This is a genomic window from Amycolatopsis sp. NPDC023774 (assembly GCF_040639695.1).
In the GTDB taxonomy this organism is placed as follows: domain Bacteria; phylum Actinomycetota; class Actinomycetes; order Mycobacteriales; family Pseudonocardiaceae; genus Amycolatopsis.
Genome location: NZ_JBFAAJ010000004.1, coordinates 17,582 through 42,441, shown reverse-complemented (window position 1 = coordinate 42,441; position 24,860 = coordinate 17,582). Strand labels below are relative to the sequence as shown.

23 protein-coding genes and 1 pseudogene are annotated in these 24,860 nt (G+C 70.4%); 15 read left to right on the top strand and 9 right to left on the bottom strand.

All coding sequences use genetic code 11. From position 1 onward, the window contains the following. The first annotated feature begins 10 nt into the window (after positions 1 to 10). The 4 genes from AB0F91_RS12390 to purE all read left to right on the top strand — a co-directional run bounded on the left by AB0F91_RS12390 (position 11) and on the right by purE (position 4,619). Positions 11 to 1,621 (top strand): LuxR family transcriptional regulator, encoded by a 1,611-nt coding sequence (locus tag AB0F91_RS12390; RefSeq protein WP_360597170.1) that lies wholly within the window; start codon positions 11 to 13, stop codon positions 1,619 to 1,621. A 99-nt stretch (positions 1,622 to 1,720) separates the two neighbouring features. Then, on the top strand, positions 1,721 to 2,866 hold the full coding sequence (locus AB0F91_RS12385) for an NAD(P)-binding domain-containing protein (RefSeq protein ID WP_360597169.1): 1,146 nt from the start codon (positions 1,721 to 1,723) through the stop codon (positions 2,864 to 2,866). Between the two features lie 50 nt (positions 2,867 to 2,916). After that, on the top strand, positions 2,917 to 4,101 hold the full coding sequence (locus AB0F91_RS12380) for a 5-(carboxyamino)imidazole ribonucleotide synthase (RefSeq protein WP_360597167.1): 1,185 nt from the start codon (positions 2,917 to 2,919) through the stop codon (positions 4,099 to 4,101). A 20-nt stretch (positions 4,102 to 4,121) separates the two neighbouring features. Beyond that, positions 4,122 to 4,619, top strand: a complete 498-nt coding sequence (gene purE / locus AB0F91_RS12375) for a 5-(carboxyamino)imidazole ribonucleotide mutase (RefSeq protein ID WP_360597165.1) — start codon at positions 4,122 to 4,124, stop codon at positions 4,617 to 4,619. Position 4,620: 1 nt separating this feature from the next. On the opposite strand, the gene AB0F91_RS12370 is transcribed toward purE, so the two are convergent. After that, positions 4,621 to 6,285 carry an AMP-binding protein gene (locus AB0F91_RS12370; RefSeq protein ID WP_360597163.1) on the bottom strand — a complete coding sequence of 555 codons (1,665 nt, stop codon included), beginning with the start codon at positions 6,283 to 6,285 and terminating at the stop codon, positions 4,621 to 4,623. A gap of 105 nt (positions 6,286 to 6,390) precedes the next feature. Here AB0F91_RS12370 and AB0F91_RS12365 point away from each other — a divergent pair, with 105 nt between their 5' ends. Continuing rightward, entirely contained in the window at positions 6,391 to 7,557 is a 1,167-nt protein-coding gene (locus tag AB0F91_RS12365; RefSeq protein ID WP_360597161.1) for an acyl-CoA dehydrogenase family protein, read from the top strand. Positions 7,558 to 7,604: 47 nt separating this feature from the next. Here the strand turns inward: AB0F91_RS12365 and AB0F91_RS12360 are convergent, their stop codons facing one another. Further along, complete coding sequence (locus tag AB0F91_RS12360; RefSeq protein ID WP_360597160.1) at positions 7,605 to 8,279, bottom strand: helix-turn-helix transcriptional regulator; 675 nt, start codon at positions 8,277 to 8,279, stop codon at positions 7,605 to 7,607. 388 nt (positions 8,280 to 8,667) lie between these two features. Here AB0F91_RS12360 and AB0F91_RS12355 point away from each other — a divergent pair, with 388 nt between their 5' ends. Beyond that, entirely contained in the window at positions 8,668 to 9,249 is a 582-nt protein-coding gene (locus tag AB0F91_RS12355) for a tetratricopeptide repeat protein (RefSeq protein ID WP_360597159.1), read from the top strand. Here AB0F91_RS12355 and AB0F91_RS12350 read toward each other — a convergent pair. Beyond that, positions 9,246 to 10,094: a helix-turn-helix transcriptional regulator gene (locus tag AB0F91_RS12350; RefSeq protein WP_360597158.1), complete on the bottom strand. Its 849-nt coding sequence runs from the start codon at positions 10,092 to 10,094 to the stop codon at positions 9,246 to 9,248. The genes AB0F91_RS12355 and AB0F91_RS12350 overlap by 4 nt on opposite strands. 104 nt (positions 10,095 to 10,198) lie before the next feature. On the opposite strand from AB0F91_RS12350, the pseudogene AB0F91_RS12345 reads away from it, so the two are divergent. Then, positions 10,199 to 11,119: pseudogene (locus tag AB0F91_RS12345) on the top strand (aldo/keto reductase); the annotation flags it as partial. Between the two features lie 78 nt (positions 11,120 to 11,197). On the opposite strand, the gene AB0F91_RS12340 reads toward AB0F91_RS12345, so the two are convergent. Next, the gene (locus AB0F91_RS12340; protein WP_360597797.1) at positions 11,198 to 11,485 is read right to left on the bottom strand and encodes a QsdR family transcriptional regulator; all 288 of its coding nucleotides are present in this window, start codon (positions 11,483 to 11,485) and stop codon (positions 11,198 to 11,200) included. A gap of 341 nt (positions 11,486 to 11,826) precedes the next feature. Here AB0F91_RS12340 and AB0F91_RS12335 point away from each other — a divergent pair, with 341 nt between their 5' ends. The 3 genes from AB0F91_RS12335 (at position 11,827) to AB0F91_RS12325 (ending at position 14,558) form a co-directional block, all read left to right on the top strand. Next, positions 11,827 to 12,624, top strand: a complete 798-nt coding sequence (locus AB0F91_RS12335) for an alpha/beta hydrolase (protein ID WP_360597156.1) — start codon at positions 11,827 to 11,829, stop codon at positions 12,622 to 12,624. Positions 12,625 to 12,748: 124 nt separating this feature from the next. After that, positions 12,749 to 13,537 (top strand): alpha/beta hydrolase, encoded by a 789-nt coding sequence (locus AB0F91_RS12330; RefSeq protein WP_360597154.1) that lies wholly within the window; start codon positions 12,749 to 12,751, stop codon positions 13,535 to 13,537. Positions 13,538 to 13,625: 88 nt separating this feature from the next. Beyond that, a complete protein-coding gene (locus tag AB0F91_RS12325) occupies positions 13,626 to 14,558 on the top strand; it encodes an alpha/beta fold hydrolase (RefSeq protein WP_360597153.1) in 933 nt (310 codons plus the stop codon). Here AB0F91_RS12325 and AB0F91_RS12320 read toward each other — a convergent pair. Further along, positions 14,551 to 15,042 (bottom strand): GNAT family N-acetyltransferase, encoded by a 492-nt coding sequence (locus AB0F91_RS12320; protein WP_360597151.1) that lies wholly within the window; start codon positions 15,040 to 15,042, stop codon positions 14,551 to 14,553. The two genes, AB0F91_RS12325 and AB0F91_RS12320, sit on opposite strands and share 8 nt — an antisense overlap. A gap of 100 nt (positions 15,043 to 15,142) precedes the next feature. Between AB0F91_RS12320 and AB0F91_RS12315 the strand changes: the two genes are divergently transcribed. Together AB0F91_RS12315 and AB0F91_RS12310 are read left to right on the top strand one after the other, a co-directional pair. Next, the gene (locus AB0F91_RS12315) at positions 15,143 to 15,568 is read left to right on the top strand and encodes a hypothetical protein (RefSeq protein ID WP_360597149.1); all 426 of its coding nucleotides are present in this window, start codon (positions 15,143 to 15,145) and stop codon (positions 15,566 to 15,568) included. Between the two features lie 116 nt (positions 15,569 to 15,684). Beyond that, on the top strand, positions 15,685 to 16,524 hold the full coding sequence (locus AB0F91_RS12310; protein ID WP_360597148.1) for a DUF1206 domain-containing protein: 840 nt from the start codon (positions 15,685 to 15,687) through the stop codon (positions 16,522 to 16,524). Positions 16,525 to 16,527: 3 nt separating this feature from the next. Here the strand turns inward: AB0F91_RS12310 and AB0F91_RS12305 are convergent, their stop codons facing one another. Then, positions 16,528 to 18,378, bottom strand: coding sequence for a translation factor GTPase family protein (locus tag AB0F91_RS12305; RefSeq protein ID WP_360597146.1), 1,851 nt, complete (start codon positions 18,376 to 18,378; stop codon positions 16,528 to 16,530). Between the two features lie 281 nt (positions 18,379 to 18,659). Between AB0F91_RS12305 and AB0F91_RS12300 the strand changes: the two genes are divergently transcribed. Next, positions 18,660 to 19,067: a DoxX family protein gene (locus tag AB0F91_RS12300; protein ID WP_360597795.1), complete on the top strand. Its 408-nt coding sequence runs from the start codon at positions 18,660 to 18,662 to the stop codon at positions 19,065 to 19,067. A gap of 59 nt (positions 19,068 to 19,126) precedes the next feature. On the opposite strand, the gene AB0F91_RS12295 is transcribed toward AB0F91_RS12300, so the two are convergent. From AB0F91_RS12295 to AB0F91_RS12285, 3 genes are all read right to left on the bottom strand, one after another. Beyond that, complete coding sequence (locus AB0F91_RS12295) at positions 19,127 to 19,828, bottom strand: TIGR03089 family protein (RefSeq protein WP_360597144.1); 702 nt, start codon at positions 19,826 to 19,828, stop codon at positions 19,127 to 19,129. Positions 19,829 to 19,850: 22 nt separating this feature from the next. After that, on the bottom strand, positions 19,851 to 21,005 hold the full coding sequence (locus tag AB0F91_RS12290) for an LCP family protein (RefSeq protein WP_360597793.1): 1,155 nt from the start codon (positions 21,003 to 21,005) through the stop codon (positions 19,851 to 19,853). Positions 21,006 to 21,267: 262 nt separating this feature from the next. Further along, entirely contained in the window at positions 21,268 to 22,797 is a 1,530-nt protein-coding gene (locus AB0F91_RS12285) for an LCP family protein (RefSeq protein ID WP_360597142.1), read from the bottom strand. A gap of 139 nt (positions 22,798 to 22,936) precedes the next feature. Here AB0F91_RS12285 and rfbB point away from each other — a divergent pair, with 139 nt between their 5' ends. Together rfbB and rfbD are read left to right on the top strand one after the other, a co-directional pair. Further along, on the top strand, positions 22,937 to 23,929 hold the full coding sequence (gene rfbB / locus AB0F91_RS12280) for a dTDP-glucose 4,6-dehydratase (protein ID WP_360597141.1): 993 nt from the start codon (positions 22,937 to 22,939) through the stop codon (positions 23,927 to 23,929). Between the two features lie 43 nt (positions 23,930 to 23,972). Continuing rightward, positions 23,973 to 24,857, top strand: coding sequence for a dTDP-4-dehydrorhamnose reductase (gene rfbD, locus AB0F91_RS12275; RefSeq protein ID WP_360597139.1), 885 nt, complete (start codon positions 23,973 to 23,975; stop codon positions 24,855 to 24,857). The last annotated feature ends 3 nt before the right edge of the window (positions 24,858 to 24,860 follow it).

The following is a 24,860-nucleotide window of genomic DNA, read 5'->3' as shown; positions in this document are numbered from 1 at the left end:
CGGGAGGTGCATGGCGGTGGTGAACGGCGAGGCGGCCGAGCGGGCCTTCGCCGGACAGGCGTGGCGGGAGGTGTACACACGGCTCACCGGAGGCCGTGCGGCACTGACTGCGGACGATCTCGTACGCCTTTCGACGGCGGCTTATCTGCTCGGGCACGACGACGAGAGTTTCGAATCGCGGGAGCGCGCGTATCTCGAGTACGTGCGCGGTGCCTGCCCGGCCGAGGCTGCCCGGTGTGCGTTCTTCCTGGCCCTGCCGTTGCTGTTGCGGGGTGAGCCGGCGCGGGCGAACGGCTGGCTGGCGCGGGCGCGGCGGCTGCTCGACGAGCACGGGCTGGACTGTGTCGAACGGGGTTACCTCCTGGTTCCGGTCGGCCTGCAGCGCATCCAGGGCGGCGACACCCGGGGTGCGCACGACGCGTTCACCTCCGCAGTGGACTTCGCTTCCCGCTTCGGTGACACGGACTTGCTGGCGCTGGGCCGGCACGCGCAGGGCCGGGCCCTGATCAAGCTGCACCGCACCGCCGAAGGACTGGCGCTGCTCGACGAGGCGATGGTCTCGGTGACCTCGGGCGAGGTGTCGCCGATCCCCGCCGGAGTGGTCTACTGCAGCGCGATCGAAGGCTGCCACGAGGTTTTCGACGTCATCCGGGCGCAGGAGTGGACGGCGTCACTGAGCGCGTGGTGCGCGGCGCAGCCGGACCTGGTGCTGTTCCGCGGCCAGTGCCTGGTGCACCGTTCGCAGGTGCTGCAGGCACTCGGCGCGTGGCCGGAGGCCCTGGCGGAGGCCCGCCGCGCGGGTGAGCGGCTCTCCGGCCCGCGCCGGCAGCCGGCGCTCGGCATGGCGCTGTACCAGGAAGCCGAGCTGCGGCGGCTGCGCGGCGAGCTCGCCGCGGCCGACGACGGTTACCGGAAAGCCGGCGAGTACGGCCATCCCACCCAACCCGGCTGCGCGTTGCTGCGCCTGGCCCAGGGCCGGACGGCGGCGGCTGTCTCGGCGATCGGCCACGCCGTGGTCGAGGCGGCGGACGACCACCTCGTGCGCGCCCGGATGCTCGCGGCGCAGGTGGAGATCGTGCTGGCCGCCGGAGAACCGGGCGCCGCCCGCGGCGCGGCCGGCGAGTTGACTGCGATCGCGGCCGAGATCGGGATGCCGCTGCTGCGGGCGACCGCCGCGCACGCGCGGGGCTCGGTCCTGCTGGCGGAGGGCGATCCCTCGGCCGCGCTCGGCGAGCTTCGCGCCGCGTGCGAGGGATGGGCCGAGCTCGACGCGCCGTACGACGGGGCTCGCACGCGCCTGCTCATCGGTCGGGCCCGGCAGCTGACGGGTGACGACGACGCGGCCGAGGTGGACTTCGCCACCGCGCGCGAGGTCCTGCACCGCCTCGGCGCCGGCATCAGCACTCCGCCGGCTCCACCGACCTCGCAGACCTCGCTGACCGAGCGGGAACTGCAGGTGCTGGCGCTGGTGGCCGAGGGGTTGTCGAACCGGCAGATCGCAGCGCGGCTGGTGATCAGCGAACACACCGTGCGCCGGCATCTGCAGAACGTGTTCGCGAAGCTCGGCGTGCCCTCGCGCGCCGCCGCGGCCACCCACGCGGTGCAGCACCACCTCATCTGAGTGGTACGGACGGACCATCCCGCCTCGGCCGAAGTGGTACGGCTGTTCGATGCCGCCCGCGCCACCGGCTCCTAACGTGCTGGTCAGGAGGCACACCTGATGAACGAGCACGAGCGCACCGAGACCGTGGTCATCGGAGCGGGGCAAGCGGGGCTGTCGGCCGGTTACCACCTCGCACGGCGGGACCGCGACTTCGTGGTCCTCGACGGCAACGAGCAGATCGGGGACAACTGGCGCTGCCACTGGGACACGCTGCGGTTGTTCACCCCGGCCTTGGCGGCCGGGCTGCCCGGGATGGCCTACCCGGGCCCACCGATGCACTACGCGACCAAGGACGAGATGGCCGGCTACCTCGCGACCTACGCGCACAGGTTCGCGCTGCCCGTGAGGGGTGGGCAGCGCGTGGCGCGGGTGTCGCGAACCGGGACCGGGTTCGAGGTGACCACCCCGACCACGACGTTCACTTGCGACAACGTGGTGGTCGCGACGGGCACGTTCGGCCGCGCGCCGCGCGTTCCGGAGTTCGCCGGCCGGCTCGACCCCGGGATCCGGCAGCTGCACTCCAGCGAGTACCGCAACCCGGAGCAGCTCAGGCCCGGGCCGGTGCTGGTCGTCGGGGCGTCGCACTCGGGCGGCGACATCGCCTTCGAGGCCGCTCGGGCCGGTCATCGGGTGGTGCTCAGCGGGCCGATCCGCGGGGAGCTCCCGTTCGACATCAACCGGCGTCCGGCCCGGGTCCTCTTCCCGGTGCTGTTCTTCGCGGCCAAGCACATCCTGACCATGCGGACGCCGTGGGGCCGGATGATGCGACCGGAAATCCGGACGCACGGCGGGCCGCTCATCCGGATCAAGCGCGCCGACCTGGTCCGCGAGGGCGTCGAGCACGTCGCTGACCGCACGACCGGCATCCGTGGCGGTGCGCCCGTCCTCGCCGACGGCCGGGTGCTCGACGTCGCCAACGTCGTGTGGTGCACCGGGTTCCGCCAGGACTTCTCCTGGATCGACCCGCCCGTCACGGACGAGTCGGGCTGGCCGCGTGAGGAGCGCGGCGTGGCGATCACGGCACCGGGGCTGTACTTCGTGGGGCTGTCGTTCCAGTGGGCGTTCTCGTCGATGCTCGTCGGTGGCGCCGGCCGCGATGCCGAGTACGTCGTGAAGCACTTGACCGCGCGCACCGAGGCCGCAGCCGGGAAGCGAATCGGGAGTGCGCGGCTGGGCGCGGGTGCCGGTGGCGCAGGTCACTGAGCCGGTACCCGCAGCTCGGCCTGGCCTCGCCCAGTAATCTGATCGGCGCTATGGACAAACGAACCGGTCTTCCCGTGGTGGGCATGGTGGGCGGTGGGCAGCTGGCCCGCATGACGCACCAGGCGGCGATCTCCCTCGGTCAGTCGCTGAGGGTCCTGTCGGCGAATGCGGACGATTCGGCCGCGCTCGTGGCGTCCGACGTGGTCATCGGGCACCACACGGACCTCGAGGCGCTGCGGAAGTTCGCGCAGAGTGTCGACGTGCTCACGTTCGACCACGAGCACGTGCCCGGCGAGCACCTGCTGACGCTCGTGATGGAGGGCGTCGTGGTGCGGCCGGCGCCGTCGGCACTCGGGTTCGCGCAGAACAAGCTCGTGATGCGCGAGATGATGGCCGGCATGGAGGTGCCCGGCCCCGCGTTCGCCGAAGTGTCCACTGTGGACGACGTGATCAGCTTCGGCGCGGCGCACCGGTGGCCGGTGGTTCTCAAGGCCGCCAGCGGTGGGTACGACGGCCGTGGCGTCTGGATGCTCGACACGGCGCGGCACGCGCGCGAGGTGGTGCCGCGGCTGCTCGACGCGAGCACGGCGCTGCTGGTCGAGGAGAAGGTCGAGATGAAGCGCGAGCTGGCGGCGCTGGTCGCCCGCTCGCCGTTCGGTCAGGGTGCCGCGTATCCGGTGGTCGAGACGGTGCAGGCCGGCGGCATCAACACCGAGGTCCTCGCCCCCGCGCCCGGCCTGTCCGAGGAGCGCGTGCACGAAGCGCAGGACCTCGCGTTGCGCATCGCGTCGATGCTGGACGTCACGGGGCTGCTGGCCGTCGAGCTGTTCGAGACGGAGCAGGGCCTGCTGGTGAACGAGCTGGCCATGCGGCCCCACAACTCCGGCCACTGGACGATGGACGGCGCACGCACGTCGCAGTTCGAGCAGCACCTGCGCGGCGTGCTCGACTACCCGCTGGGCCGCACCGACCTCGTCGCGCCCGCGTGCGTGATGGCCAACGTGCTCGGCGCCGACGTCGCGCCGCAGATGAGCCCGGACGAGCGCGTGCACCACCTGTTCGCGCGCTACCCCGAGGTGAAGATCCACCTGTACGGCAAGCAGGACCGCCCCGGCCGCAAGCTCGGCCACGTCAACTTCGTCGGCGAGAACATGGACGACCTGCGCAACCGCGCGCTGCTGTCGGCCCACTGGCTGTCCCACGCCGTCTGGCTCGACGGCTACGAGATCCACTGAGTCCACTGAAGGGAACACATATGGCGCCGCAGGTGGGCGTGATCATGGGCAGCGACTCCGACTGGCCCGTCATGGAGGCCGCCGGCCAGGCCCTGGCCGAGTTCGGCGTGGAGTACGAGGTCGGCGTCTACTCCGCCCATCGCACGCCGCAGCGCATGCTGGACTACGCCAGGTCCGCCGCCTCCCGCGGCCTGCGCGCCATCATCGCCGGCGCCGGCGGTGCCGCCCACCTGCCCGGCATGGTCGCCTCCGCCACCGTGCTGCCCGTCATCGGCGTCCCGGTGCCGCTGAAGTACCTCGACGGCCTCGACTCGCTGCTGTCCATCGTCCAGATGCCCGCCGGCATCCCCGTCGCCACGGTCTCCGTCGGCGGCGCGCGCAACGCCGGGCTCCTCGCCGTGCGCATCCTGGGGGCTTCGGACTTGCAGCTGCAGTCGAAGCTGGCGGAGTTCCAGTCCAGCCTGGAGACGCTGGTGCTGGAGAAGGACGCGGCGCTGCGCGAGAAGGCCGGCCAGTAGGTCAGGGCAGCTGCTTTCGAAGCTCCCGCTTCAGCACCTTCCCCGCCGCCGACACCGGGATCTCGTCGACGAAGTACAGCTCTCGGATGCGCTTGTACGGCACCACCTTCTCGTTCACCGCGGCGATCAGCCCCTGGGCGTTCAGGTCGGCATCCAGCTGCCCCACCACGAACGCGACGGGCAGCTCGCCGACGTCGGCCTGCGGACGGCCGACCACCGCGGCCGCCGCGACGCCCGGCAGCGCGATGAGCAGCTCCTCCAGCTCGCGCGGGAAGACGTTGTACCCCTTGTACAGCAGCATGTCCTTCTTTCGGTCCACAATGGACAGGTATCCGTCCTCGTCGAGCACGCCGATGTCGCCGGTGTGCAGCCAGCCGTCGACGAGCGCCGCGGCGGTTTCGTCGGGGCGGTTGCGGTAGCCGCGCATCATCTGCGGCCCCCGCAGGCACACTTCACCCTCGACGCCGGCGGGCAAGGGCTCCTCGTCGAGGCCGACGATCTTCACCTCCGTGTCGAAGATCGGCCCGCCGACGGAGCCGACCTTGCGCACGCCCGAGCGGTACGACGGCGAGATCACCGCACCCATGGTCATCTCGGTCAGGCCGTAACCCTCGGCGATCACGACGCCGGGGAAGCGCTCGTGGAGCGCGCGGATCATCTCGTGGTTCATCGGCGCCGCCCCGGAGCCGATGCTGCGCACGGACGACAGGTCGGCCGTGTGGAACGCGGGCGTGGCCAGTAGTGCGGCGAACAGCGCGGGCGCGCCGCCGAGTGACGTCACGCGCAGGCGCTCGGCCTCGGCGACGTACGCGGCCGGGTCGAAGCGCGCGTGCAGCACGGTGTGGGTACCGCTGAGCAGCGCGGCGTTGAGACCGGCGATCACGCCCATCGCGTGGAACCACGGCGTCAGGTTGATCGCGACGCCGGTGCCGAGGCGTCCGACCCACTCGTCCTCGCTGCCGATCTGGTCGAGGACCACGTCACCGTGCGTGTCCAACGCCGGGACGGAACCGCTGCTCCAGCACGCGCTCTGCAACGTGTTCGCCACGATGTTGCGGTGCGTGAGCTCCACGCCCTTCGACCGGCCGGTCGTGCCGCCGGTGTAGGCGAGGTGGGCGAGGTCGTGGTGGACGTCGATGGCCACGTCGGGCCGGGTGGCCGGCGCTTCGGCGAAGAACTGCTTGAACTCCACGACGTCGTCGGACCAGGCGGGCGCACTCGGCGCGACGACGATCGTCAGCCGGGCCGGGATCCGGTCCGCGACGGCCGCGACGGTGCCCGCGACCGGACCGAACGTAACCACGGCGGCGGCCTCGCAGTCGGTGAGCTGGAAGGCCAGGTCGTCGGGCGGGAGCAGCGGGTTCGTCGGGCTGAAGGTCGCGCCGGCGAGCAGGGTGCCGTAGTAGGCGACGGGGTAGGCGAGGCAGTTGGGCAGGTGGATCGCGACGACGTCGCCATGGCCGATGCCGCGGGCCAGCAGTGCGTTGGCGAATTGGCACGCGCCTGCGTACGTTTCGGTGAAGGTGAGGCTGTCGTCGCCCATGGCGAACGCGGTGCGATCACCGAAGCGGGCGGCGGCGCCGGCGAGTATCGAACCCACCGGAACCTCGGGGTAGGTGAGGGAAGCGGGCAATCCGGGCGGCGGCGTCGACGCGGTGATGGCCATCACCCGACCTTACGAAGAGTGCGGTCAACGACACAAGAACGAACGGCGCGCCCGGCGTGAACGAGCGCTAACATCGACAAAACTCTCCCCATTGCTGCAGAGAAGGTGACGGAAGTGGCCGAGGGCCTGTACCAGCTTGCCGAGGAGCACGAGGAGCTGCGGGCCGCGGTCCGGGCTCTGGCCGAGAAGGAGATCGCGCCGTACGCGGCCGAGGTCGACGAGAACGAGCGGTTCCCGACCGAGGCGCTGGCGGCGCTGAACAAGTCGGGCTTCAACGCCGTGCACATCGGCGAGGGGTACGACGGCCAGGGCGCCGACGCCGTGGGCGCCTGCATCGTGATCGAGGAGGTCGCGCGGGTCGACGCGTCGGCGTCGCTGATCCCGGCGGTGAACAAGCTGGGCACGCAGCCGATCATCCTGTCGGCCTCGGAAGAGCTGAAGAAGATCGTGCTGCCGTCCATCGCGCGGGGCGAGGCGATGGCGTCGTACGCGCTGTCGGAGCGCGAAGCCGGCTCGGACACCGCGTCGATGCGCGCGCGGGCGAAGCTCGACGGTGATCACTGGGTGCTCAACGGAACCAAGGCGTGGATCACCAACGCGGGTGAATCTTCGTGGTACACGGTGATGGCCGTGAGCGATCCGGACGCGGAGAAGAAGTCCAACGGCATTTCCGCGTTCGTCGTGCACAAGGACGACCCGGGCTTCTCCGTGGGGCCGAAGGAGCGCAAGCTCGGCATCAAGGGCTCGCCGACGCGCGAGATCTACTTCGAGAACTGCACGATCCCGGCCGAGCGCATCATCGGCGAACCGGGCACGGGGCTGAAGACCGCGCTGAAGACGCTCGACCACACACGCCCGACCATCGGCGCGCAGGCGCTGGGCATCGCGCAGGGTGCGCTGGACGCCGCGATCGCGTACGTCAAGGACCGCAAGCAGTTCGGCAAGTCGATCTCGGAGTTCCAGGGCGTGCAGTTCATGCTCGCCGACATGGGCACGAAGATCGAGGCCGCCCGCCACCTCGTCTACGCCTCCGCCGCCGCCTCCGAGCGCGGCGACAAGCGCGCGGGCTTCATGGCCTCCGCCGCGAAGGCCTACGCGTCCGACGTCGCGATGTCCGTGACCACCGACGCCGTGCAGCTCTTCGGCGGCGCCGGCTACACCCGTGACTTCCCGGTCGAGCGCATGATGCGCGACGCGAAGATCACGCAGATCTACGAAGGCACGAACCAGATCCAGCGCATGGTGATGGCTCGGGCTCTGCTCAAGGGCTGAGTTCTTGGTGTTCGGCCCGCGCGCCCTTTCCGGGTGCGCGGGCCTTTTCATTGTCGTCGCCAGCCGGCGCGGATCTTGGCGGCGTCTTCGATTCGGTAGAGGACGTCGAGGCAGATCAGTTCTTTTTCTTCGAGCTGCAGCAGCCTCGCCTCGGTTTCGGGGTCGGTCGCATCGGTGTTCTTCGCCAGGTTGATCCGCTGTTGTTTGAACGATTCCCGTTGCTCGCTCCAGGTGTCGGCCAGGCGGTGCAGGTCTCGGGCGGTGTAGCGCAGGATCTCTTGCAGACTGGGGACTTCGCGTTCGACGAAGCGGCTTTGCAACGTGCGGACTTTTTCCTCGGCGTCGTCGCGGTGGCGATTGGCGGTGTCGGCGGCGTCGGTTGCGGATTCCAGCTCTTCTGTGGCGTGGGACAGTTGTTCGAACAGGCTTGAGCGCGCGGGCAGGACCATGTTCGCGAGCGAAGTGTTGAGGACCTTCGCGATGGCGACGGCTTCGCTGAGGCGAATTGTCCGCCCGGTGGTCCCGTCGGCGTGTTTTTCGATGCGGGTGATCGCTGTGCTGTCGAGCTGAATTCCTACTCGTTCCAGCTTCTTCGCGAGGCCCGCCTGGGACACGCCCAGTTCTTCTCTCAGTGCGCGCATGTTCAGGGCGAAGGTGCGCTCGGCTTGGGCACCGATGGCGTCGCCGGGTGCTTCGCGCGGCGGTTCCGGGTGATCCTGCACGAGGAGCAGTGTAGTGCTTGACGCGCAGCGTCGCTTGAGGCACTCTGGGTGAACGCGGTGCTGATGGAGCACTGTGCTGCACGAGGAGCACCGAAAGGTGAGTGGTGATGATGAAGGCATGGCCGGTGTGGCAGGGGTGGCGCGGTCTTGTCGGCACGCGGAGTGGCGCCGCTGTGCGCGTCGAAAGCCGGGATTGCCGGGCCGGTCTCGAGGTCGAACAAAAGGTGAGGGACCGAGCTGCGACCGCCGGGTGACCTCCGGTGGGTCGGTCGCTGGGTGGGAAAGGAGTGGAATGGCGTTTGCGGAAGAGGCGTTGGCTGCGTTTCGGCGCGGGGAGACGGCGGTTGTCGATCGGTTGAGTCGCGCTGAGCTCAGGCGGGCGAAGGCCGTGGGTGACGCCGCCGGCGAGGTCGACGCGCTGTGCATGTTGGCCAGGGTTGCCGTGCGGGGTGGGGACTTGGCCGGGTGCCGGGAGCTGGCCCTGGAGGCGCTCGAGGTCGCGCACCGCGATGGCGATTCCGCGCTGGAGCAGGAGCCGGTGCATGTACTGGCGGCGGTCGCTCGGATGAGGGGCGAGCTGGAGGAAGCGCGGGAGTTGTTCGCGCGGAGCATCGCGTTGCGGGAGGAGGCGGGGCTGGCTGATCTCGTGGCCTGGGAGCAGCTGAACCTCGGGTATGTCGAGCTGGAGTCGGGCGACGTCGACCGGGCACGGGAGTTGTTCGACGGGGTTCGGCGGTACGCGGGGGAACACGGCGTCGGTGACCTGGTGCCGTACGGCGTGCTCGCGAGTGCCGTGCTGGCGGAGCGGGATGGAGACACCGCGGGCGCTGTGCGGCTGCTGGCGGAAGTGGAGCGGGCGTTGCGGGAGCGGGGTCAGGTGCTCGATCCCGATGACGCCGAGGTACGGGAGGCGTTGCGAGCGCGTCTGGTCACAACGCTGGGCGAGGGGGAGCGCGGGAAGGAAAGCTAACTGTCCACTTTGGCCGGTGACGTCCAGCTCGCCAGGAGGCACAGGCGTTCCTCGGACGGGGAGCCCGGCTCGACGGTCGTGATGCCGAGGGTTTGTTCGGGTCGTCGACGGGAGTCATGGCTTCGTAGCCGAGCGTCAGTTCGCCGACGAGCGGGTGGTGGTAGTGCTTGACTCCGTGGGTGCGTTCGAAGGCGTCGTGACCCGCCCACCAGCGGCGGAAGTCCTGGTCGCGCAGGGAGAAGTTCGCCGATGAGTTCCGCGAGCGCCGGGTCGTGGGGGTAGCGGCCGGCATAAAGGTGGAGGGTGGCGACGACGCCGCGGGCGGCGCCTTCCCAGTCGGCGTAGAGGGCGCGCACGGTGTCGTCGAGGAAGATGAGCCGGGGCATCTTGCGGGATAGAGGAGGGAGGGCGTCGAAGTCGGTGTAGAGGGCGCCGGCGAGGCGGTTGGCGGCAAGCACGTCCATGCTGCGGCCCAGCACGAGGGCGGGCACGTGGTGGAGGCCGTCGAGCACGAGCTGCAGGCCCGGGCGCATGCGCTGGGGCGGCAGGGGCCGCGGCCGGGAGCGCGTGGGTTTGGCGAGGGTGAACAGGTGGGTGCGCTCGAGATCGTTGAGCTGCAGGGCGCGGGAGCTCGCGTCGAGGACGGACTCGGAGACGTTGAGGTTGCGGCCGCGTTCGAGGCGGACGTAGTAGTCCACGCTGACGCCGGCGAGCTGGGCGACCTCCTCGCGGCGGAGGCCGAGCACGCGCCGGGGGCCGGGGTGCGGGGTGCGAGGCGAGGCTCGCGTCGGCGGGGTGATCTTCGCTCGGCGCGAGCGCAGGAAGTCCCGGAGTTGCTCGCTCATGCAACTGAGCGTAGGGCCGATCGCTGCCCTGAGAGGGGGTCTGCTGGACCCCCGGTTGAGGGAGTCTTCTCCCCTCGGGCGCCCACGGCGGTTGCGTGGGAACCATGAAGCGACGCATTCTCGGCGGCACCGGCATCTCCGTGAGCGAATACGCGCTCGGCACGATGATGTTCGGCGCCATGGGCAACACCGACCACGACGAGTCGGTGCGCATGATCCACGCGGCGATCGATGCCGGCCTCAACTTCCTCGACACGGCCGACGTCTACTCGGCCGGGGAGTCGGAGGAGATCGTCGGCAAGGCGCTCGCGGAGCGGCGCGACAGCGTGGTGCTGGCGACCAAGTTCGGCCTCCCCATGGGCGAGGACCCGAACCAGCGCGGTGGCTCACCGCGCTGGGTCAAGCGGGCGCTGGAGAACAGCCTGCGCCGCCTCGGCACCGACTACGTGGACCTCTACCAAATGCACCGGCCCGACCCGGACACCGACATCGACGAGACGCTCGGCGCGCTCTCGGACCTCGTGCGCGAGGGCAAGGTGCGGGCGATCGGCAGTTCGTTCTTCTCGCCGGAGGAGACCGTGGACGCGCAGTGGACGGCCGAACGCCGCGGCCACCACCGCTTCCGCACCGAGCAGCCGCCGTACTCGATCCTCACGCGCGGCATCGAGCAGCGCGTGCTGCCGACCGCGCAGCGCTACGACATGGGCGTGCTCACGTTCGGCCCGCTCAACTCCGGCTGGCTCTCCGGCCGCGCCGACCCGACGGCCGGGCACCGCAACGCCGGCCGCCGCGCGCAGATGTTCGACCTCTCGCGGCCGGGTGTGCAGGCGAAGGCAGCCGCCGTGGCGGAGCTGACCGAGCTCGCCGCCGACACGGGGATCTCCGTGCCGCACCTGGCGATCGCGTTCGTGCGCGCTCACCCGGCGGTGACGTCGGTGCTGATCGGCCCGCGACGGCCCGAGCACCTCACCGACCTGCTGGCCGGGGCCGACGTGGAGGTGGGCGACGACGTGCTCGACCGCATCGACGAGATCGTGCCGCCTGGGGTCGACGTGCACTCGGGTGACTTCTACATCAACCCCACGCCGGCGATCCTCGACGGGTCACTTCGCGGTGGCGAGCAGCAGCCCGATGACCTGCACGGCGTCGTCGAGCCGCGGTTCGCCGCCGAGGAGCTGGGAGTACATGAACGAGTCGCCGATGCGGATCACGGCCTGCGCGACGGACGCCGTCGGTGCGTCGAAGCGCAGGCCGTTGCGGTGGAGCAGCTCGGTGAACAGGCGCGCTGCCCGGGACTCGACCTCGCCGGGCGACATGATCACCTTCGCGAACAGCACGGGGTCACGCCGGGCGAGGTCCTTCAGCGGCGCGAGCGTGACGACGGTGCGCATGAACCGCTCCACCACCGCCAGCGTGCGCGCGAGGCCCGGGGGACCGGTCACGCCGGCCTCGATCGCGAGGTAGGTCCGTTCGGTGCTGTCGGCGAGCACGCGCCCGAGCAGCTGCTCGTGGTTGCCGACGCGGCGGTACAGCGTCGCGCGGCTCAAGCCGAGCTCGGCCGCGAGTGCCGACATGTCGATCGGCCGGCCGCGCAGGTACGCCTCGGTCGCCGCGCGGACGACGTCGTCGGTGGAGGGAGGGCCGGTCATCCGCGCAGTATGGCCGAGTCCGCTTGCCAAAACACCCTGAACGTGAGACAAAACCTGTGTCTGTCTCAATGCGGAGGTGCGGTGTGGCCACGGTGACCGTGAACGGTGGGCAACAGGTCCACTACGTCGACCACGGCGGCGACGGCCCGGCCGTCGTGCTGCTGCACAGCTTCCTGATGGACGCCGACATGTGGCTTCCGCAGGTCGAAGCCTTCCGTGGCGACCACCGGCTGATCGCGATCGACGAGCGCGGCCACGGCGAAACCCCGGCGGACGGGCCCTTCGACTACTGGGACGTCGCCCGCGACGCGCTCGCGGTGCTCGACCACCTCGGCTTCGACCGCGCCGCCGTGATCGGCACCAGCCAGGGCGGGTTCGTCGGCCTGCGCATGGCGCTGCTCGCCCCTGAGCGCGTGACCGCGCTGGCCGTGCTCGGCACGTCGGCCGACGCCGAGCCCGACGAGGTCGCGGCTGTCTACCGGCAGCTCGGCGACGTGTGGCTGCAGGACGGCCCCGACGGCGTGATCGACGGCGTCGCCGCCATCTGCTTCGGCGACAGCTTCGACGGCGCGGCGGCTTGGAAGACCAAATGGCGCGAGCGCTACCAGGGTGAGCACGCGCGCCTGCTGATCGGCGTCCTCGCCGGCCGCGACAGCCTGCTCGACCGACTCGGCGAGATCCGGACCCCGGTGCTCGTGCTGCACGGCACGGCCGACCGCGCCTACCCCGTCGAGAAGGCGGAGGAACTCGTCAGCGGCCTGCCGAACGCGAAGCCGCTGGTCACGATCGCGGACGGCGCGCACTTCCTCAGCCTCAGCCACGCCGCCGACGTCAACCCGCACCTCAAGGGTTTCCTCGCCGCGCACGCCGCCGCGCACTGACCCGCGCCGCACCGGCGAAACCCGCGCCACCGGAGGGCATTCGGGTGAGGATTTCCCCGCCTCTTGCCCGATCCGGGCGCATGTGAGACATGTGCCATGCTGATCCCCAACGCGGAGGTGTCGGATGGCTACGGTGACCGTCAACGGTGGGCAGCAGGTCCACTTCGTCGACTACGGCGGTGACGGCCCCGCTGTCCTGCTGCTGCACAGCTTCCTGATGGACATCGACATGTGGGAGCCGCAGGTCCAGTCCTTCGGCGCGGACTACCGGCTGATCGCGATCGACGAACGTGGCCACGGGGGCACTCCGGCCGACGCGGACTTCGACTACTGGGACGTCGCCCGCGACGCTTTCGGTGTGCTGGACCACCTCGGCATCGAGCGCACCGCCGTGATCGGCACCAGCCAGGGCGGGTTCATCGCCCTGCGCATGGCTTTGCTCCAGCCCGAGCGCGTGACCGCGATGGCCGTGCTCGGCACGTCCGCCGAGCAGGAAGCCGAAGGCACCGCCACGGTCTACCGGCACCTGATCGCCGCCTGGCTCGAAGCCGGGCCGGAGCCGCTGGTCGACGGCATTGCCACCTTCTGCCTCGGCGACTACGAAGCGTCCGCCTGGAAGACGAAGTGGCTGAAGGTCCCAGGGGAGAAGTTCCAGCGGATCATGGAGACGCTCGTCAGCCGCGACAGCGTGCTCGAACGCGCGGGCGAGATCCGAATGCCGGTGCTCGTGCTGCACGGCAGCGGCGACAACGAGTACCCGATGGCCCGCGCCGAGTCGCTCGTGGGCGCGCTGCCCAACGCCGAACCGCTGGTCACGGTCGTGAGTGGCGCGCACTTTCTCAGCCTCACCCACGCGTCGGACGTGTACCCGCACCTGAAGAAGTTCCTCGAAGCCCACGCTGCGGGCAAGTAACCCACTCGGAGGAGTTGCCGTTCCTCCCTCAACGCGTTAACTGATCAGGTGACTGGGGTCACCATCGGTTCACGGAGAGGTGGAGCGGATGGGCGTGCGCGCGTTCGGGCGTCGGGTAGTGGTTCTCGTGGCGGCGCTGGGAGCGCTCGCCCTGAGTACCGGCACCGCGGACGCGGCGGTGAAAGAGCCGACCGGTCCGGTCCAGCCGAACATCATTTCGGCCGCGCTGTACTCCGTGGTGCAGCCGTCCATCGCGCCACCCGGCGCCAACGACTGGAACTGCAAGCCGTCGGCCGAACACCCCAACCCTGTGCTGCTGTCCAACGGCACCACTGCCAACGCGTACGAGAACTGGGCCAACCTCTCGAAGGTCCTCGCCGACCACGGCTACTGCGTGTTCGCCGGCAACTTCGGTGGCTCGCCGGGCAGCTTCCTGCAGACCGTGGGCCCGGTCGCGGGCACGGCCGCGCAGCTCGCGGCGTTCGGGGACAAGGTCCTCGCGGCCACGGGCGCGGCGAAGCTCGACGTCGTCGGGCACTCCCAGGGCGGGATGAACCCGCGCTACTGGATCAAGTACCTCGGCGGGGCCTCGAAGATCGGCAAGCTCGTCGGCCTCTCGCCGTCGAACTACGGCACGAGCCTGTTCGGCCTGCTCAGCACCCTGCAGGCCATTCCGCCGGTGCGTGGCCTCGTGGGCCTCGCGTGCGCGTCGTGCAACGAGCAGGCAGGCGGCTCGGCGTTCCTCACCGACCTCAACGCCGGGGGCGACACCGTGCCCGGCATCGACTACACCGTGATCCAGACCAAGTACGACGACGTGGTCACGCCCTACACCAACGCGTTCCTCAAGCCGGCTTCGAACGTGAAGAACATTTTGCTGCAGGACGTCTGCTCGGCGGACTTCACCGACCACCTGGGCATCCCGTACGACCCGATCGCCGGGCACGAGGTGCTCAACGCGCTCGACCCGGCGCACGCGCAGACCCCGAAGTGCGTGTTCGTGCCTCCGGTGATCAGCTGAGCGACTGGTACATCACGTGCAGCCCCACGTACCCGTGCACCGGGTGGTGGAACGCTCCGGGCACCGTGCCGATCACGGTGAAGCCGAGTGATGTCCACAGGGCGACCGCGCGGGTGTTGGTCTCGACCACGGCGTTGAACTGCACGCCGTGGTAACCCTCGGCGTCGGCCCACTCCAGCATGTGCGCGCCGAGCGCGCGGCCGACGCCTCGACCGGCAGAAGCGGGCGCCACCATAAAGCTCGCGGTCGCGATGTGCGAGCCCGGTCCTTCGCGGTTCGGCCCCATCTTCGCCGAGCCGAGAATGTCATCGGAATCGTTTACCGCGACGACGGTGCGACCGGGCGGTGGCCTCAGCCAGAAGTCGCGTGCGGCGTGTTCACCCAGGTCACGGGGCAGGGCATAGGTCTCGCCGGCGGCGACTATGTCGTGCAGGAACGGCCAGATGGCGGGCCAGTCTTCGCCCGTCGCGTCGCGGATCAGCACGAAACGAGAATTCCAGAAGTAGGTACGAACGCGAACTCTTTTCGTCCCGTTGTGCCATTCCGGTTGTGCAGGCCCGCGGCAGAGTGTCACAGTCGTCGACATGTTCTGGCCGGTCCCTGACACCTGGAAGCCGAGCGACGACGCCGAGCTGGTCGCCGGCTGGCGCCTGTGGCTCGAGCTGAGCGACCGCGCCTGGCCCACGGCCGCGTGGGACGGCACCCCCGCCGACGCGGTCAAGCAGCTGCGCGAACTGCTCGACGCGTGCGACGACATCGAGACCGTGTACCGCGAGACCTCCGCCGACCCGTCGGAAGAGTTCGTGCACGTCATCCAGTCGCTGGCGCTGTGCGCGAGCGCCGTGATCGGGCTGTGGTGGGACGACTTCGCGCCACTGGACTCCGACCGCGCACCCAAGCTCCACGAAGACCTCCAGCGCTTCGCCGCCCATGCCGAGCAGGTGCTGACGCTCCTGGCCACCCACGGCGGCTGGGCCGCGCTCGACTCGGTGCGCCGCCGTCCGGCCTAAGTCCACATGCGACAGACGAGCCGGTTGCGCCGAACGGCCCAATCGCCGGCACGATCCACGCCCAGGCGGGTAACGACCGGCGCGGGCGGGTAAGTCTCCGGGAACGGAGGTGCCCGATGACCGCTCCCCAGTCCGCCGAACCCGCGGCGAGACCCCATGTCGAAAACCCGCGCCGCAGCAAGATCGCGCAAACCCTCGGCCGCGCCGGTATGGCGTGCTATGGCCTGGTGCACCTGATCGTCGCCTACCTCGCGCTGCGCATCGCCTTCGGCGATGGCAGTGGTCAACCCGCGGACCAGAACGGTGCGCTGCAGGACATCGGCTCGAACGCGTTCGGCATCGCGGTGCTGTGGGTGCTCGCGGTCGGGCTGATCGCGTTCGGGTTGTGGCAGGTGCTCATGGCCACGACCGGCTACGAGTGGGTGTTCGGCGGCAAGCGGGTACGCAAGCGCTTCGGTTCGGCCGGGCGCGCGATCGTGGTGTTCGCGCTGGGCTACAGCGCGATCCGGATCGCGGTCGGCGCCGGGTCGTCCGCGGGCAACAAGCGTCAGCAGGAGGCCACGAGAGAGCTCCTGTCGCTGCCCGCCGGACCCGCGCTCGTGGTGGTCGCGGCGTGCTGTGTCGCGGCGGTCGCCGTCGCTTCCGGGGTGAAGGGCGTGCGGCAGTCGTTCCTCGAAGACCTCGACACCAGCGAGCTGCCGCGGGGGACCCGGCGCTGGGTGGCCCGCCTCGGCACGGGCGGTTACGTGGCGAAAGGCGTGGTCCTCGCCGTAGTGGCCGTCCTGCTCGGGTACGCCGGTCTGCGGTCCGACGCGCGTGCGGCCGGCGGCCTCGACGCGGCGCTGCGGACGTTGGCCGAGCAGCCGTTCGGCACGGTGTTGCTCACGATCGTCGCGTTGGGCCTCGCGGCCTTCGGCGCGTACTGCTTCGGGGCCGCGTGGGCGCACCGGCGGTGACGCTCAGCGCGGCCGGTATTCGGCGAACTGACTGAAGAACACTCCCTCGCCTTGCGTCAGAGCGGGTAACGCCTGTTCGAACTCGTGCAGTGCCGCGGCTGGGATCGTGCCGGTGACGGTGCAGCCGGTGGCCGTGACCTTCGGCTCGTCGGGCACCGCGCGCAGCTCCACGAGCTTGCGGAGCACGCCGCTCACCGCGTTCGCCGGGGCCTCGACTTCGAAGCTGTGCACGGGTTCGTGCACGCGGGTGACGGCTGCGCGCAGGGCTTCGGCGAGCACGAGCGCAGTCATGCCGCGGAAGTCGCCGGCCGTGGTGAGCGGCGGGAAGAACGCGGCTTCGGTCAGGGTCACCACCCAGTCGATCACCGGGCGCGGACGGTCGCGCAGCTGCTCGTGCACGGTGTCCTCGATCGCCTTGTGGAACGCCAGCGGCAGCGAGCCGAGCTCCACTTCCAGCCGGTACGCGGCGCCGGAGGCCGGCGGGCCGGGTGCCACGCGCAGGCCGACGGTGGCCCAGAAGTACACGCGTTCGTCAGGCGCCCGATGGCCCACGGCGTGGCCCGCACGGCACAGGCGTTCGACGAGCAGGATGCGGGACTCCTCGAACCGTGCGGTCAATCCGAAGTCCTCGGCCAGCGTCGAGCGGATCACCTCCTTCTGGACTTCGCCGTAGAGCCGCACGGAGACTTCGTGTTCGTGGCGGCGGACGCTGATCAACGGGTCCTGTTCGGACAGTCGTTCCAGCGCCGAGTACAGGGCCACGGCGTCGTCCGGGTCGACGGGCCGCACCACCGTCTCGAGGCTGGGCGGGGCGAAGAAGCCGGGCGCGGCCGTGTCGTCGGGCTCGCCCAGCTGGTCGCCGATCCGCACGTCCTTGAGGCCCCACACGCGGGCGACATCGCCGGCGCACGCCGGGCCGTCGACCGGGGTGGCGCCGTGTTCGTAGACGCGCACGGCGGACGCGCGGCCGGTCAGCTCGGTGAGCGTGCGGTCGGTTTCGCGGCGGTGGACGGGAAACGGCTTGCGCGGGCTCAGCGAACCCGACCGCACGCGGACGTACGCGATCTTCTCCCCGGCGCGCCCGCGCTCGATCTTGAACACGGTGGCGGCCAGGTCTCCGGCCTCCGTGCGTTCCCTTGCCGGGAACAGCTCCCGCACGCGCGAAACGAGCGCGGCCACTCCCGAGCCCGTGATCGCCGAGCCGAAAACCACCGGGTGCACGGCTGCGCGCCCGACTTGCCGGACCAGGGCCGCGTGGTAGTTCGGTTCGCGTCCCTCTACATAGGACGCCAGGAACTCGTCGTCGTCCGCCAGCGCCTCGGCCAGCTCCTCGCCGGGGGGCAGCGGAACGGGTTTCGCCTGCGGCGTCCCGAGCCCGATCACGGTGTCGAGCGCGACGCAACGCGGGGAAAGCCTCTCGCGCAGAGCGTCGAGCAGGGCGGTTTCCTGCGCACCCACGCGATCGATCTTGTTCACGAACACGAGCACGGGGATGCCGAGGCGCGTGAGGGTTCGCATGAGCACGCGGGTCTGCGCCTGCACGCCGTCGGCCGCGGACACCACGAGCACGGCGCCGTCGAGCACACCGAGGGCACGTTCGACCTCCGCGACGAAGTCGGAGTGGCCGGGAGTGTCCACGAGCGTGAGCCGGTGCTCGCCCGTGGTCACGGCGACCACGGCCGACTTGATGGTGATGCCCCGGCGGCGTTCGAGCTCCAGGGAATCGGTCTGGGTGTCGCCGGAGTCGACGCTGCCGAGCCGGCCGATCACGCCGGTCTCGAAGAGCAGGCGCTCGGTCAGGCTGGTTTTACCGGCGTCGACGTGCGCGATGATGCCAAGGGTGAGGGTTTTCATGGGCGGGTGAGGTCCTCATCGATGCGGTGGACAGGCCGAACTGGGGTCGGTCGGACTGTCGGCGCATCGGGGTCTCCTCACCGTCTCGAACAGGGCGGTGGGCACGCTACCGCTCGGTGACGGGCGCGTACAGCGAGTTATTTTCCGGTGGCTGTCGGTTTCCGGTAGATCACTCCTCGGAGCGGGCTTCGGCGGTTCCGGCCGACCGACTGCGGCCGGGGCAGTGGGAAGAACACCCGTCAGGAGTTTTCATGTTCGCTTGAGTCAAGGACGTCGCACCGCTGCTCGGCCGCATCGGCGTGGCAGTGGTGTTCTTCGCCCACGGCCTGCAGAAGTGGAACAGCGGGGTCGGCGCCACCGCGGACTTCTTCGGCCAGGTCGGCGTGTCGCTGCCCATGATCGCGGCGGTCCTCGCGATCATCCTCGAGGTGCTCGGCTCGATCGCGTTCGTCGCCGGCTTCCTGCTGCCGCTGATCGCGGTCGGCTACGTCGTGGACATGGCGGGCGCACTGCTCTCGGTCCACGTCGCCAACGGCCTCACCGGCACGGGTGGCTACGAGCTCGTCCTGGTGCTCGGCCTGGCCGCTCTCGCCCTCGGCTTCAACGGCGGCCGCCTGCCGCTGGACCACGTGCTGTTCGGGCGCGGGCGCGAGGCTCGGTCGGCGCGGGGGGAGCTGGAAACCGTCTGACCACAGCGTTTCCGTGCCGGGCACCTGCGGGGGTCTCCTGAAGGTGCCCGGCGCGGACGTCAGCCGAGGTCGGTGGTGGTGCGTTCGGCGTCGCGTTTGCGGTCGAGCTTCGCCGGGTCCGCGTGAGTGACCTGGACGAGGTGGGCGCTCGCGGCCAAGGGCACGAGGAAGCCGTCCAGGACACCGTCGGGGATGGTCCAGTCCAGGGTGGACAGGACACGGTCGGAGGCGCTCAGGCCCAGTTTCTCAGCCCGCGCTCGAGTTTCCGCCAAGACCTCGTCCACAGTGGACGAGCCCAGTGCCGGAGTGTCACCGGGGATGGGCGACAGTGGCGTGAACTGGTCGCCCGACATCCGCGCCTCGGTGAGGTAGTCGAGGGCGCCGCCCGCCGGGGGAGTGGACAGCCCCCGACCCATCGGGTCGAGGGAGACCACAGCGACGGCCGAGGCGTCGACGGAAGCGTCCGGGCCGATGAACACCACTCGGGCGCCGGGGGATTCGGGAACCACGCGGGCGCCGCACCACCAGGCGCCGAGCAGGATGCCGGCGGTCTGCCAGTGGGCGGGCAGCTGCACGGCGACGTCGTCACCCGGCTCGACGTCGAACTCGTCGACGAGCCAGTTGGCCGTCTTCGCGGCCCAGTTCAGCGTGGTCGCCACCGACAGCTCGACACGGCTGCCGAGCTGGTCGTCGTAGTGCGTGATCAGCGGTTTCGCCGGCGACGCCAGCAGCGGGCGCAGCAGCTGTTCGGTGAGGCTCATGCCGCCCAGGCTAGCCGGGGCCTCAGTCGACGCAGGGCACGCCGGGGATACCCGACTGCAGCTGCGGGGCGGGCGCGCCGGCCGCGGCCCCGCCACCGCCCATCGGCGTGCGCCCGACCAGGCCGGCGACGAACTTGCGCACCGCCGTCGGGTCGATCTCGACGATGCTCTGCCCGTCGGCGCTGCGGCCGTTGGCCGTGATCACCGGCACGGTCGTGAAGTTCAGGTCGCCGGACGCCACACCCTTCACCTGCTGCGCGAAGTCGAGCACGTCGAGGCCGTCGTCGAGTGTGATCGAGCGGTGCACGGCGTCCATGAGGCTGCTCATCGTCGACGGGCTGGTCAGCGTGCCCGCCGACAGCACCTGGTGCAGCGCCGAGGACAGGAACGCCTGCTGCCGCACGATCCGGTCGAGGTCGCCGTGGGGCAGGTTCTTGCGCTGGCGCACGAACGACAGCGCCTCGCCGCCCGACACCGTCTGCACGCCGCGCCGGAAGTCCGCGCCCGAGTCCTTGTCCGACGTCGAGTGGTTCAGGCACACCTTCACGCCGCCGAGGGCCTCGGTGAGCAGATAGAAGCCCAGCAGGTTGATCTCGGCGTAGTGGTCCACTCGGATCTGCGTGAGGTCCTGTACGGTCTGGACCAGTACCCGCCGGCCCTCGCTGTCGGAGTCGCGCTCGATCTTCGCCTGGTCGCGTTCGCCCTTGGCGCGCTCGGCGTCGGCGAACTGGGCCTTCGCCACGCCATACGCCGAGTTGATCTTGGCCTGGCCGCGGCCCGGGATGTCGACCCAGCTGTCCCGCGGGATCGAGACGCCCGACGGCTCGCTGCCGTCCTTCGGAAAGCGCAGCAGGATGATCGTGTCGGTGTTGATCCCCGCCTTCTCCTCGGTGCGCAGCGACTTCAGCATGCTCGGCGGCAGCGGATTGCCCTGCGCGTCGGTGCGCGCGTCGCTGCCGACGAGCAGGATGTCGGTGGCGCCGTCGTCGGCGGGCGGGGCCGGCGGTTCACCCGCGCGCGGGGTGAGGACGTCGGTGGTGGGGACGTTGCTCTGCAGCTGGTCCTTCGTCACGTACGCGTAGCCGGTGGCGCCCAGCGCCAGCACGGAGACGAGCCCGAGCGCGATCCGCCGGGTGATCCGGCCCGCTCGGCCCGGACGGACACGCCGGGTCGGCACCGTCGGCTGCGGCAGGTCCAACCGGGGGTAGGGCGACGGCTTCCACCCGGAAGGCCCTGCGGATTCGTCACCGTCCGTGTCCGAATCCGGAGTCTCGTCAGCCGCGGCCGGCTCGACGGCCTCTTCTGAAGACGGCAGTGACGGCTCCGACGGCTCCGGGCTCTCGGCCCGTTCCGGCTTGTCCTCGTTCTCGTCCACCCCACGTACCTCCCCATAGCCCAGCCTAGAGGCCACCCCCGGCCGCCACGCTGAGTGCCCGACTCTAGTTGACGCAGGGCACTCTGCCGGCCGTAATCGGCGGAGCGGGTGGCGCGGCCGGCGCGCTCGGCTTCGTCGGGGTGGTCGTGACCGTCGACCCCGACCCGGCACCGGCGCCGCGGCGGTCCGTGCCCAGCAGCACGCGCACGTGCCCGGCGGTGACGTCGGAGTCCGGCTCGGCCTCGAGATCGCCGCCGAGGGCCTGGCGGACCAGCGCGAGCGCGGCGTCGTCGGCCGGGTTGTAGCGGATCACCGTGCTCGACCGGTTGGACAGCTTGGTGTCGCCTGCGAGGTTGAAGCCCTTGCCCTGCAACAAGGTGTGGGTCTGCGTGGCGACGTCGGCGCCGCTGCCGTCGAACAGCTCGACCGTGACGGCACCGGCGCCGGGCAGGGCGGCGGGCGTCGAGGTGGGGGTGTCGGGCGTGCCGTCGGAGGTGAGCCGGTCGACCTCAGCCTGTACCTGGGCCGGGTCGACGCGCAGCACGTCAGCGCCGCCGATCACCGCGTTGCCCTGCGTGGAGATGGTGTGGAACTCGACGTTGCCGCCTGTCAGGCCGCGCATCTGCTCCGCGAACTCGGTGAGGTCCCAGCCCTCGGAAAGCACCACGGACTTCTTCACCGCGGCCACGAGCTGCGCGATCTTGGCCGGGTTGGTCAGCACGTCGCCGGAGAGGACCTTGTTGGCCAGGCCCGAGAGGAACGCCTGCTGGCGCGCGATGCGGTCGAGGTCGCCGTTGGGCAGGCCGTAGCGCTGGCGCACGAACGCGAGCGCCTGCACGCCCGAGATGCTCTGGCGGCCCGCCGGCAGGTCCACGCCGGACTTCTGCTCCTTCACGGCCTTGTTCAGGCACACGTCCACGCCGTCGATGGCCTTCGTGATCTCGTAGAAGCTCGCGAGGTTCACCTCGGCGAAGCGGTCGATCATGCCCGGCTTGCCGATGAACTTCTCCAGCGTGGCGACAAGGTTCTTGCGACCGGCCACCTTGGACTTCTCGTCGACGTCCTTGAGGTCGGTGGCGCCCCGGTGCTGCAGCGTCTTGAACGTGTCGTTGTAGGCGTACACATACGCGCTGTTGAGCTTGTGCTTGCCGAAGCCGCCGGTGATCTCCACCCACGAGTCGCGCGGGAACGAGATCGCGACCGCGTGCTGCCCGTTCTGGGGAATGTGCACCAGGATCATCGTGTCGGTCTGCTTTTCACCGTCCGCGATGCCGGCGTGGAGCATGTCGAGCACCTCGCGCGGCAGCGGGTTGCCCTGCGCGTCGGTGCGGCTGTCCTGGCCCACGAGGAGGATGTCGATGGCGCCGTCGAGCGGTTTGGCGTGCGCCTCGGGCTGGTCGAAGATCTGCGTGGTCGTGAACCCGGCCTGCGGGTCGCCGATGAACTGCCAGCCGTACCAGGTCAGCGCCAGGATCACGATCGAGAGGATCGAGAGCACGACCTTGCCACCGCGGCGCAGCCCCACGAGCACACCGCGGCCGCGCGCTGCCGGTACCCGCTGCAACGGCGGCGGAGACCCAGGCCACTCGGTCACGCATTCCTCCCCCACCGATGCCCCCGTGGGCACCGGAGTGCCTCCGGGAGACTCTACCGAGTCTCGTGTGAGTCATCCGTAGTCTGGTGGTCGGATTGCCCGGTCGGGCACGAGAAGCGGGCACGAAGGGTGGAGAAGGATGCGAGTCCTGGTCACGGGCGGTGCGGGGTTCATCGGATCGCACTACGTCCGGCAGGCGGTTTCGGGTGCCTACCCGACGCTGCGTGACGCCGAGGTCGTGGTGCTGGACAAGCTCACGTATGCCGGCAACGAGGCGAACCTCGACCCGGTCGCCGACAGTCCCCGCCTGCGGTTCGTCCGCGGCGACATCTGCGACGCCCCCCTGGTGTCGGACCTGATGCGCGGCGTCGACCTGGTGGTGCACTTCGCTGCGGAGTCGCATGTGGACCGTTCGATCCTTGGCTCGGCCGACTTCGTGCTCACCAACGTGCTGGGCACCCAGACGCTGCTGCAGGCCGCCCTGGAGGCGGGCGTCGGCAAGTTCGTACACGTGTCCACCGACGAGGTCTACGGGTCCATCGCGGACGGTTCGTGGTCGGAAGACCACGTGCTGGAGCCGAATTCGCCGTACTCGGCGTCGAAAGCGTCCTCGGACCTGATCGCGCGCTCCTTCTTCCGCACACACGGGCTGCCCGTGTGCATCACGCGGTGCTCGAACAACTACGGCCCGTACCAGTTCCCTGAAAAGGTCATCCCGGTCTTCGTCACCAACCTCCTCGACGGACTGAAATTGCCCCTCTACGGCGACGGCCTGAACGTGCGCGACTGGCTGCACGTCGACGACCACTGCCACGGCATCCAGCTCGTCGCCGACGGCGGGCGGGCCGGCGAGATCTACAACATCGGCGGTGGCACGGAGCTCACCAACCGCGAGCTGACCGGGCGGCTGCTCGACGCGGCGGGCGTCGGCTGGGAGCGCGTGGAGCCCGTGGAGGACCGCAAGGGCCACGACCGGCGCTACAGCGTCGACATCACCAAGATCAGCTCCGAGCTCGGTTACGCTCCGCGGGTGTCCTTCGAGGACGGTCTGGCGGGTACGGTGCGCTGGTACGCCAACAACCGCGCGTGGTGGGAGCCGCTGAAGGGCCGCGCCGCGCTCGGGACATCCTGAACTTTTTTCGTGCTCGTGAAGTTTTTCGTGTGGAGGTAAGACGGTGCGGCTCGCTCTGCTCGTCCCCGGCGGTTCCGGCCAGCTCGGCCGCGACCTGGCAGCGCTCGCGGGTCCCGAGGTGGAGGTGGTCGCGCCGGCTTCGGCGGAGCTGGATCTCCGCTCGGCCGGCGAGGTGGTCGGGGCGCTCAACGCGCTGGTTTCCCGCGCCGCCGCCTCGGGTGCGGCCCCGGTGGTCGTGAACGCGGCGGCCTACACGGCGGTCGACGCGGCCGAGCAGGACGAGGTCCGCGCGTTCGGGGTGAACGCCGACGGGCCGCGGGTGCTCGCCGCGGTGTGCTCGTCGCGGCGGGTGCCGTTGGTGCACGTGTCCACGGACTACGTGTTCCCGGGTGACGCTTCGCGGCCGTACGAGGTCACGGACCAGTTGGGGCCGAAGAGCGCGTACGGGCGGACCAAGGCGGCCGGCGAGGACGCGGTGCTCGGGTCCGGCGCGTCGGCCTGGGTGGTGCGGACGAGCTGGGTCTACGGCAAGAGCGGGGCCAACTTCGTCAAGACCATCCAGCGGCTGGCCGGCGAGAAGGACCAGCTGACCGTGGTGGACGACCAGGTCGGGTCGCCGACGTGGTCCGCGGACCTGGCCGGTGGGCTGGTGGAGCTGGCCGGGCGGATCGCGGCCGGCGAGGGTCCGTCGTCGCGCGTGCTGCACTGCACCGGCGGGGGCGAGGTGACGTGGTGCGGGTTCGCGAAGGCGATCTTCGAGGAGATCGGCGCGGATCCCGAGCGGGTGCGGCCGTGTACGACCGAAGAGTTCCCGCGGCCGGCGCCGCGGCCCGCGTATTCGGTGCTGTCCAACGCGTCCTGGCGCGACGCGAGGTTGACGCCGTTGCGGCCGTGGCGCGAGGCGTTGGCGGAGTACTTCCGGAGCTGACTC

Coding starts and splice junctions, on each gene's coding strand:
- AB0F91_RS12390 (WP_360597170.1), top strand. CDS start 11: ATGGCGGTGGTGAACGGCGAGGCGGCCGAGCGGGCCTTCGCCGGACAG.
- AB0F91_RS12385 (WP_360597169.1), top strand. CDS start 1,721: ATGAACGAGCACGAGCGCACCGAGACCGTGGTCATCGGAGCGGGGCAA.
- AB0F91_RS12380 (WP_360597167.1), top strand. CDS start 2,917: ATGGACAAACGAACCGGTCTTCCCGTGGTGGGCATGGTGGGCGGTGGG.
- purE (WP_360597165.1), top strand. CDS start 4,122: ATGGCGCCGCAGGTGGGCGTGATCATGGGCAGCGACTCCGACTGGCCC.
- AB0F91_RS12370 (WP_360597163.1), bottom strand. CDS start 6,285: ATGGCCATCACCGCGTCGACGCCGCCGCCCGGATTGCCCGCTTCCCTC.
- AB0F91_RS12350 (WP_360597158.1), bottom strand. CDS start 10,094: ATGAGCGAGCAACTCCGGGACTTCCTGCGCTCGCGCCGAGCGAAGATC.
- AB0F91_RS12340 (WP_360597797.1), bottom strand. CDS start 11,485: ATGCGCACCGTCGTCACGCTCGCGCCGCTGAAGGACCTCGCCCGGCGT.
- AB0F91_RS12330 (WP_360597154.1), top strand. CDS start 12,749: ATGGCTACGGTGACCGTCAACGGTGGGCAGCAGGTCCACTTCGTCGAC.
- AB0F91_RS12325 (WP_360597153.1), top strand. CDS start 13,626: ATGGGCGTGCGCGCGTTCGGGCGTCGGGTAGTGGTTCTCGTGGCGGCG.
- AB0F91_RS12315 (WP_360597149.1), top strand. CDS start 15,143: ATGTTCTGGCCGGTCCCTGACACCTGGAAGCCGAGCGACGACGCCGAG.
- AB0F91_RS12310 (WP_360597148.1), top strand. CDS start 15,685: ATGACCGCTCCCCAGTCCGCCGAACCCGCGGCGAGACCCCATGTCGAA.
- AB0F91_RS12305 (WP_360597146.1), bottom strand. CDS start 18,378: ATGAAAACCCTCACCCTTGGCATCATCGCGCACGTCGACGCCGGTAAA.
- AB0F91_RS12295 (WP_360597144.1), bottom strand. CDS start 19,828: ATGAGCCTCACCGAACAGCTGCTGCGCCCGCTGCTGGCGTCGCCGGCG.
- rfbB (WP_360597141.1), top strand. CDS start 22,937: ATGCGAGTCCTGGTCACGGGCGGTGCGGGGTTCATCGGATCGCACTAC.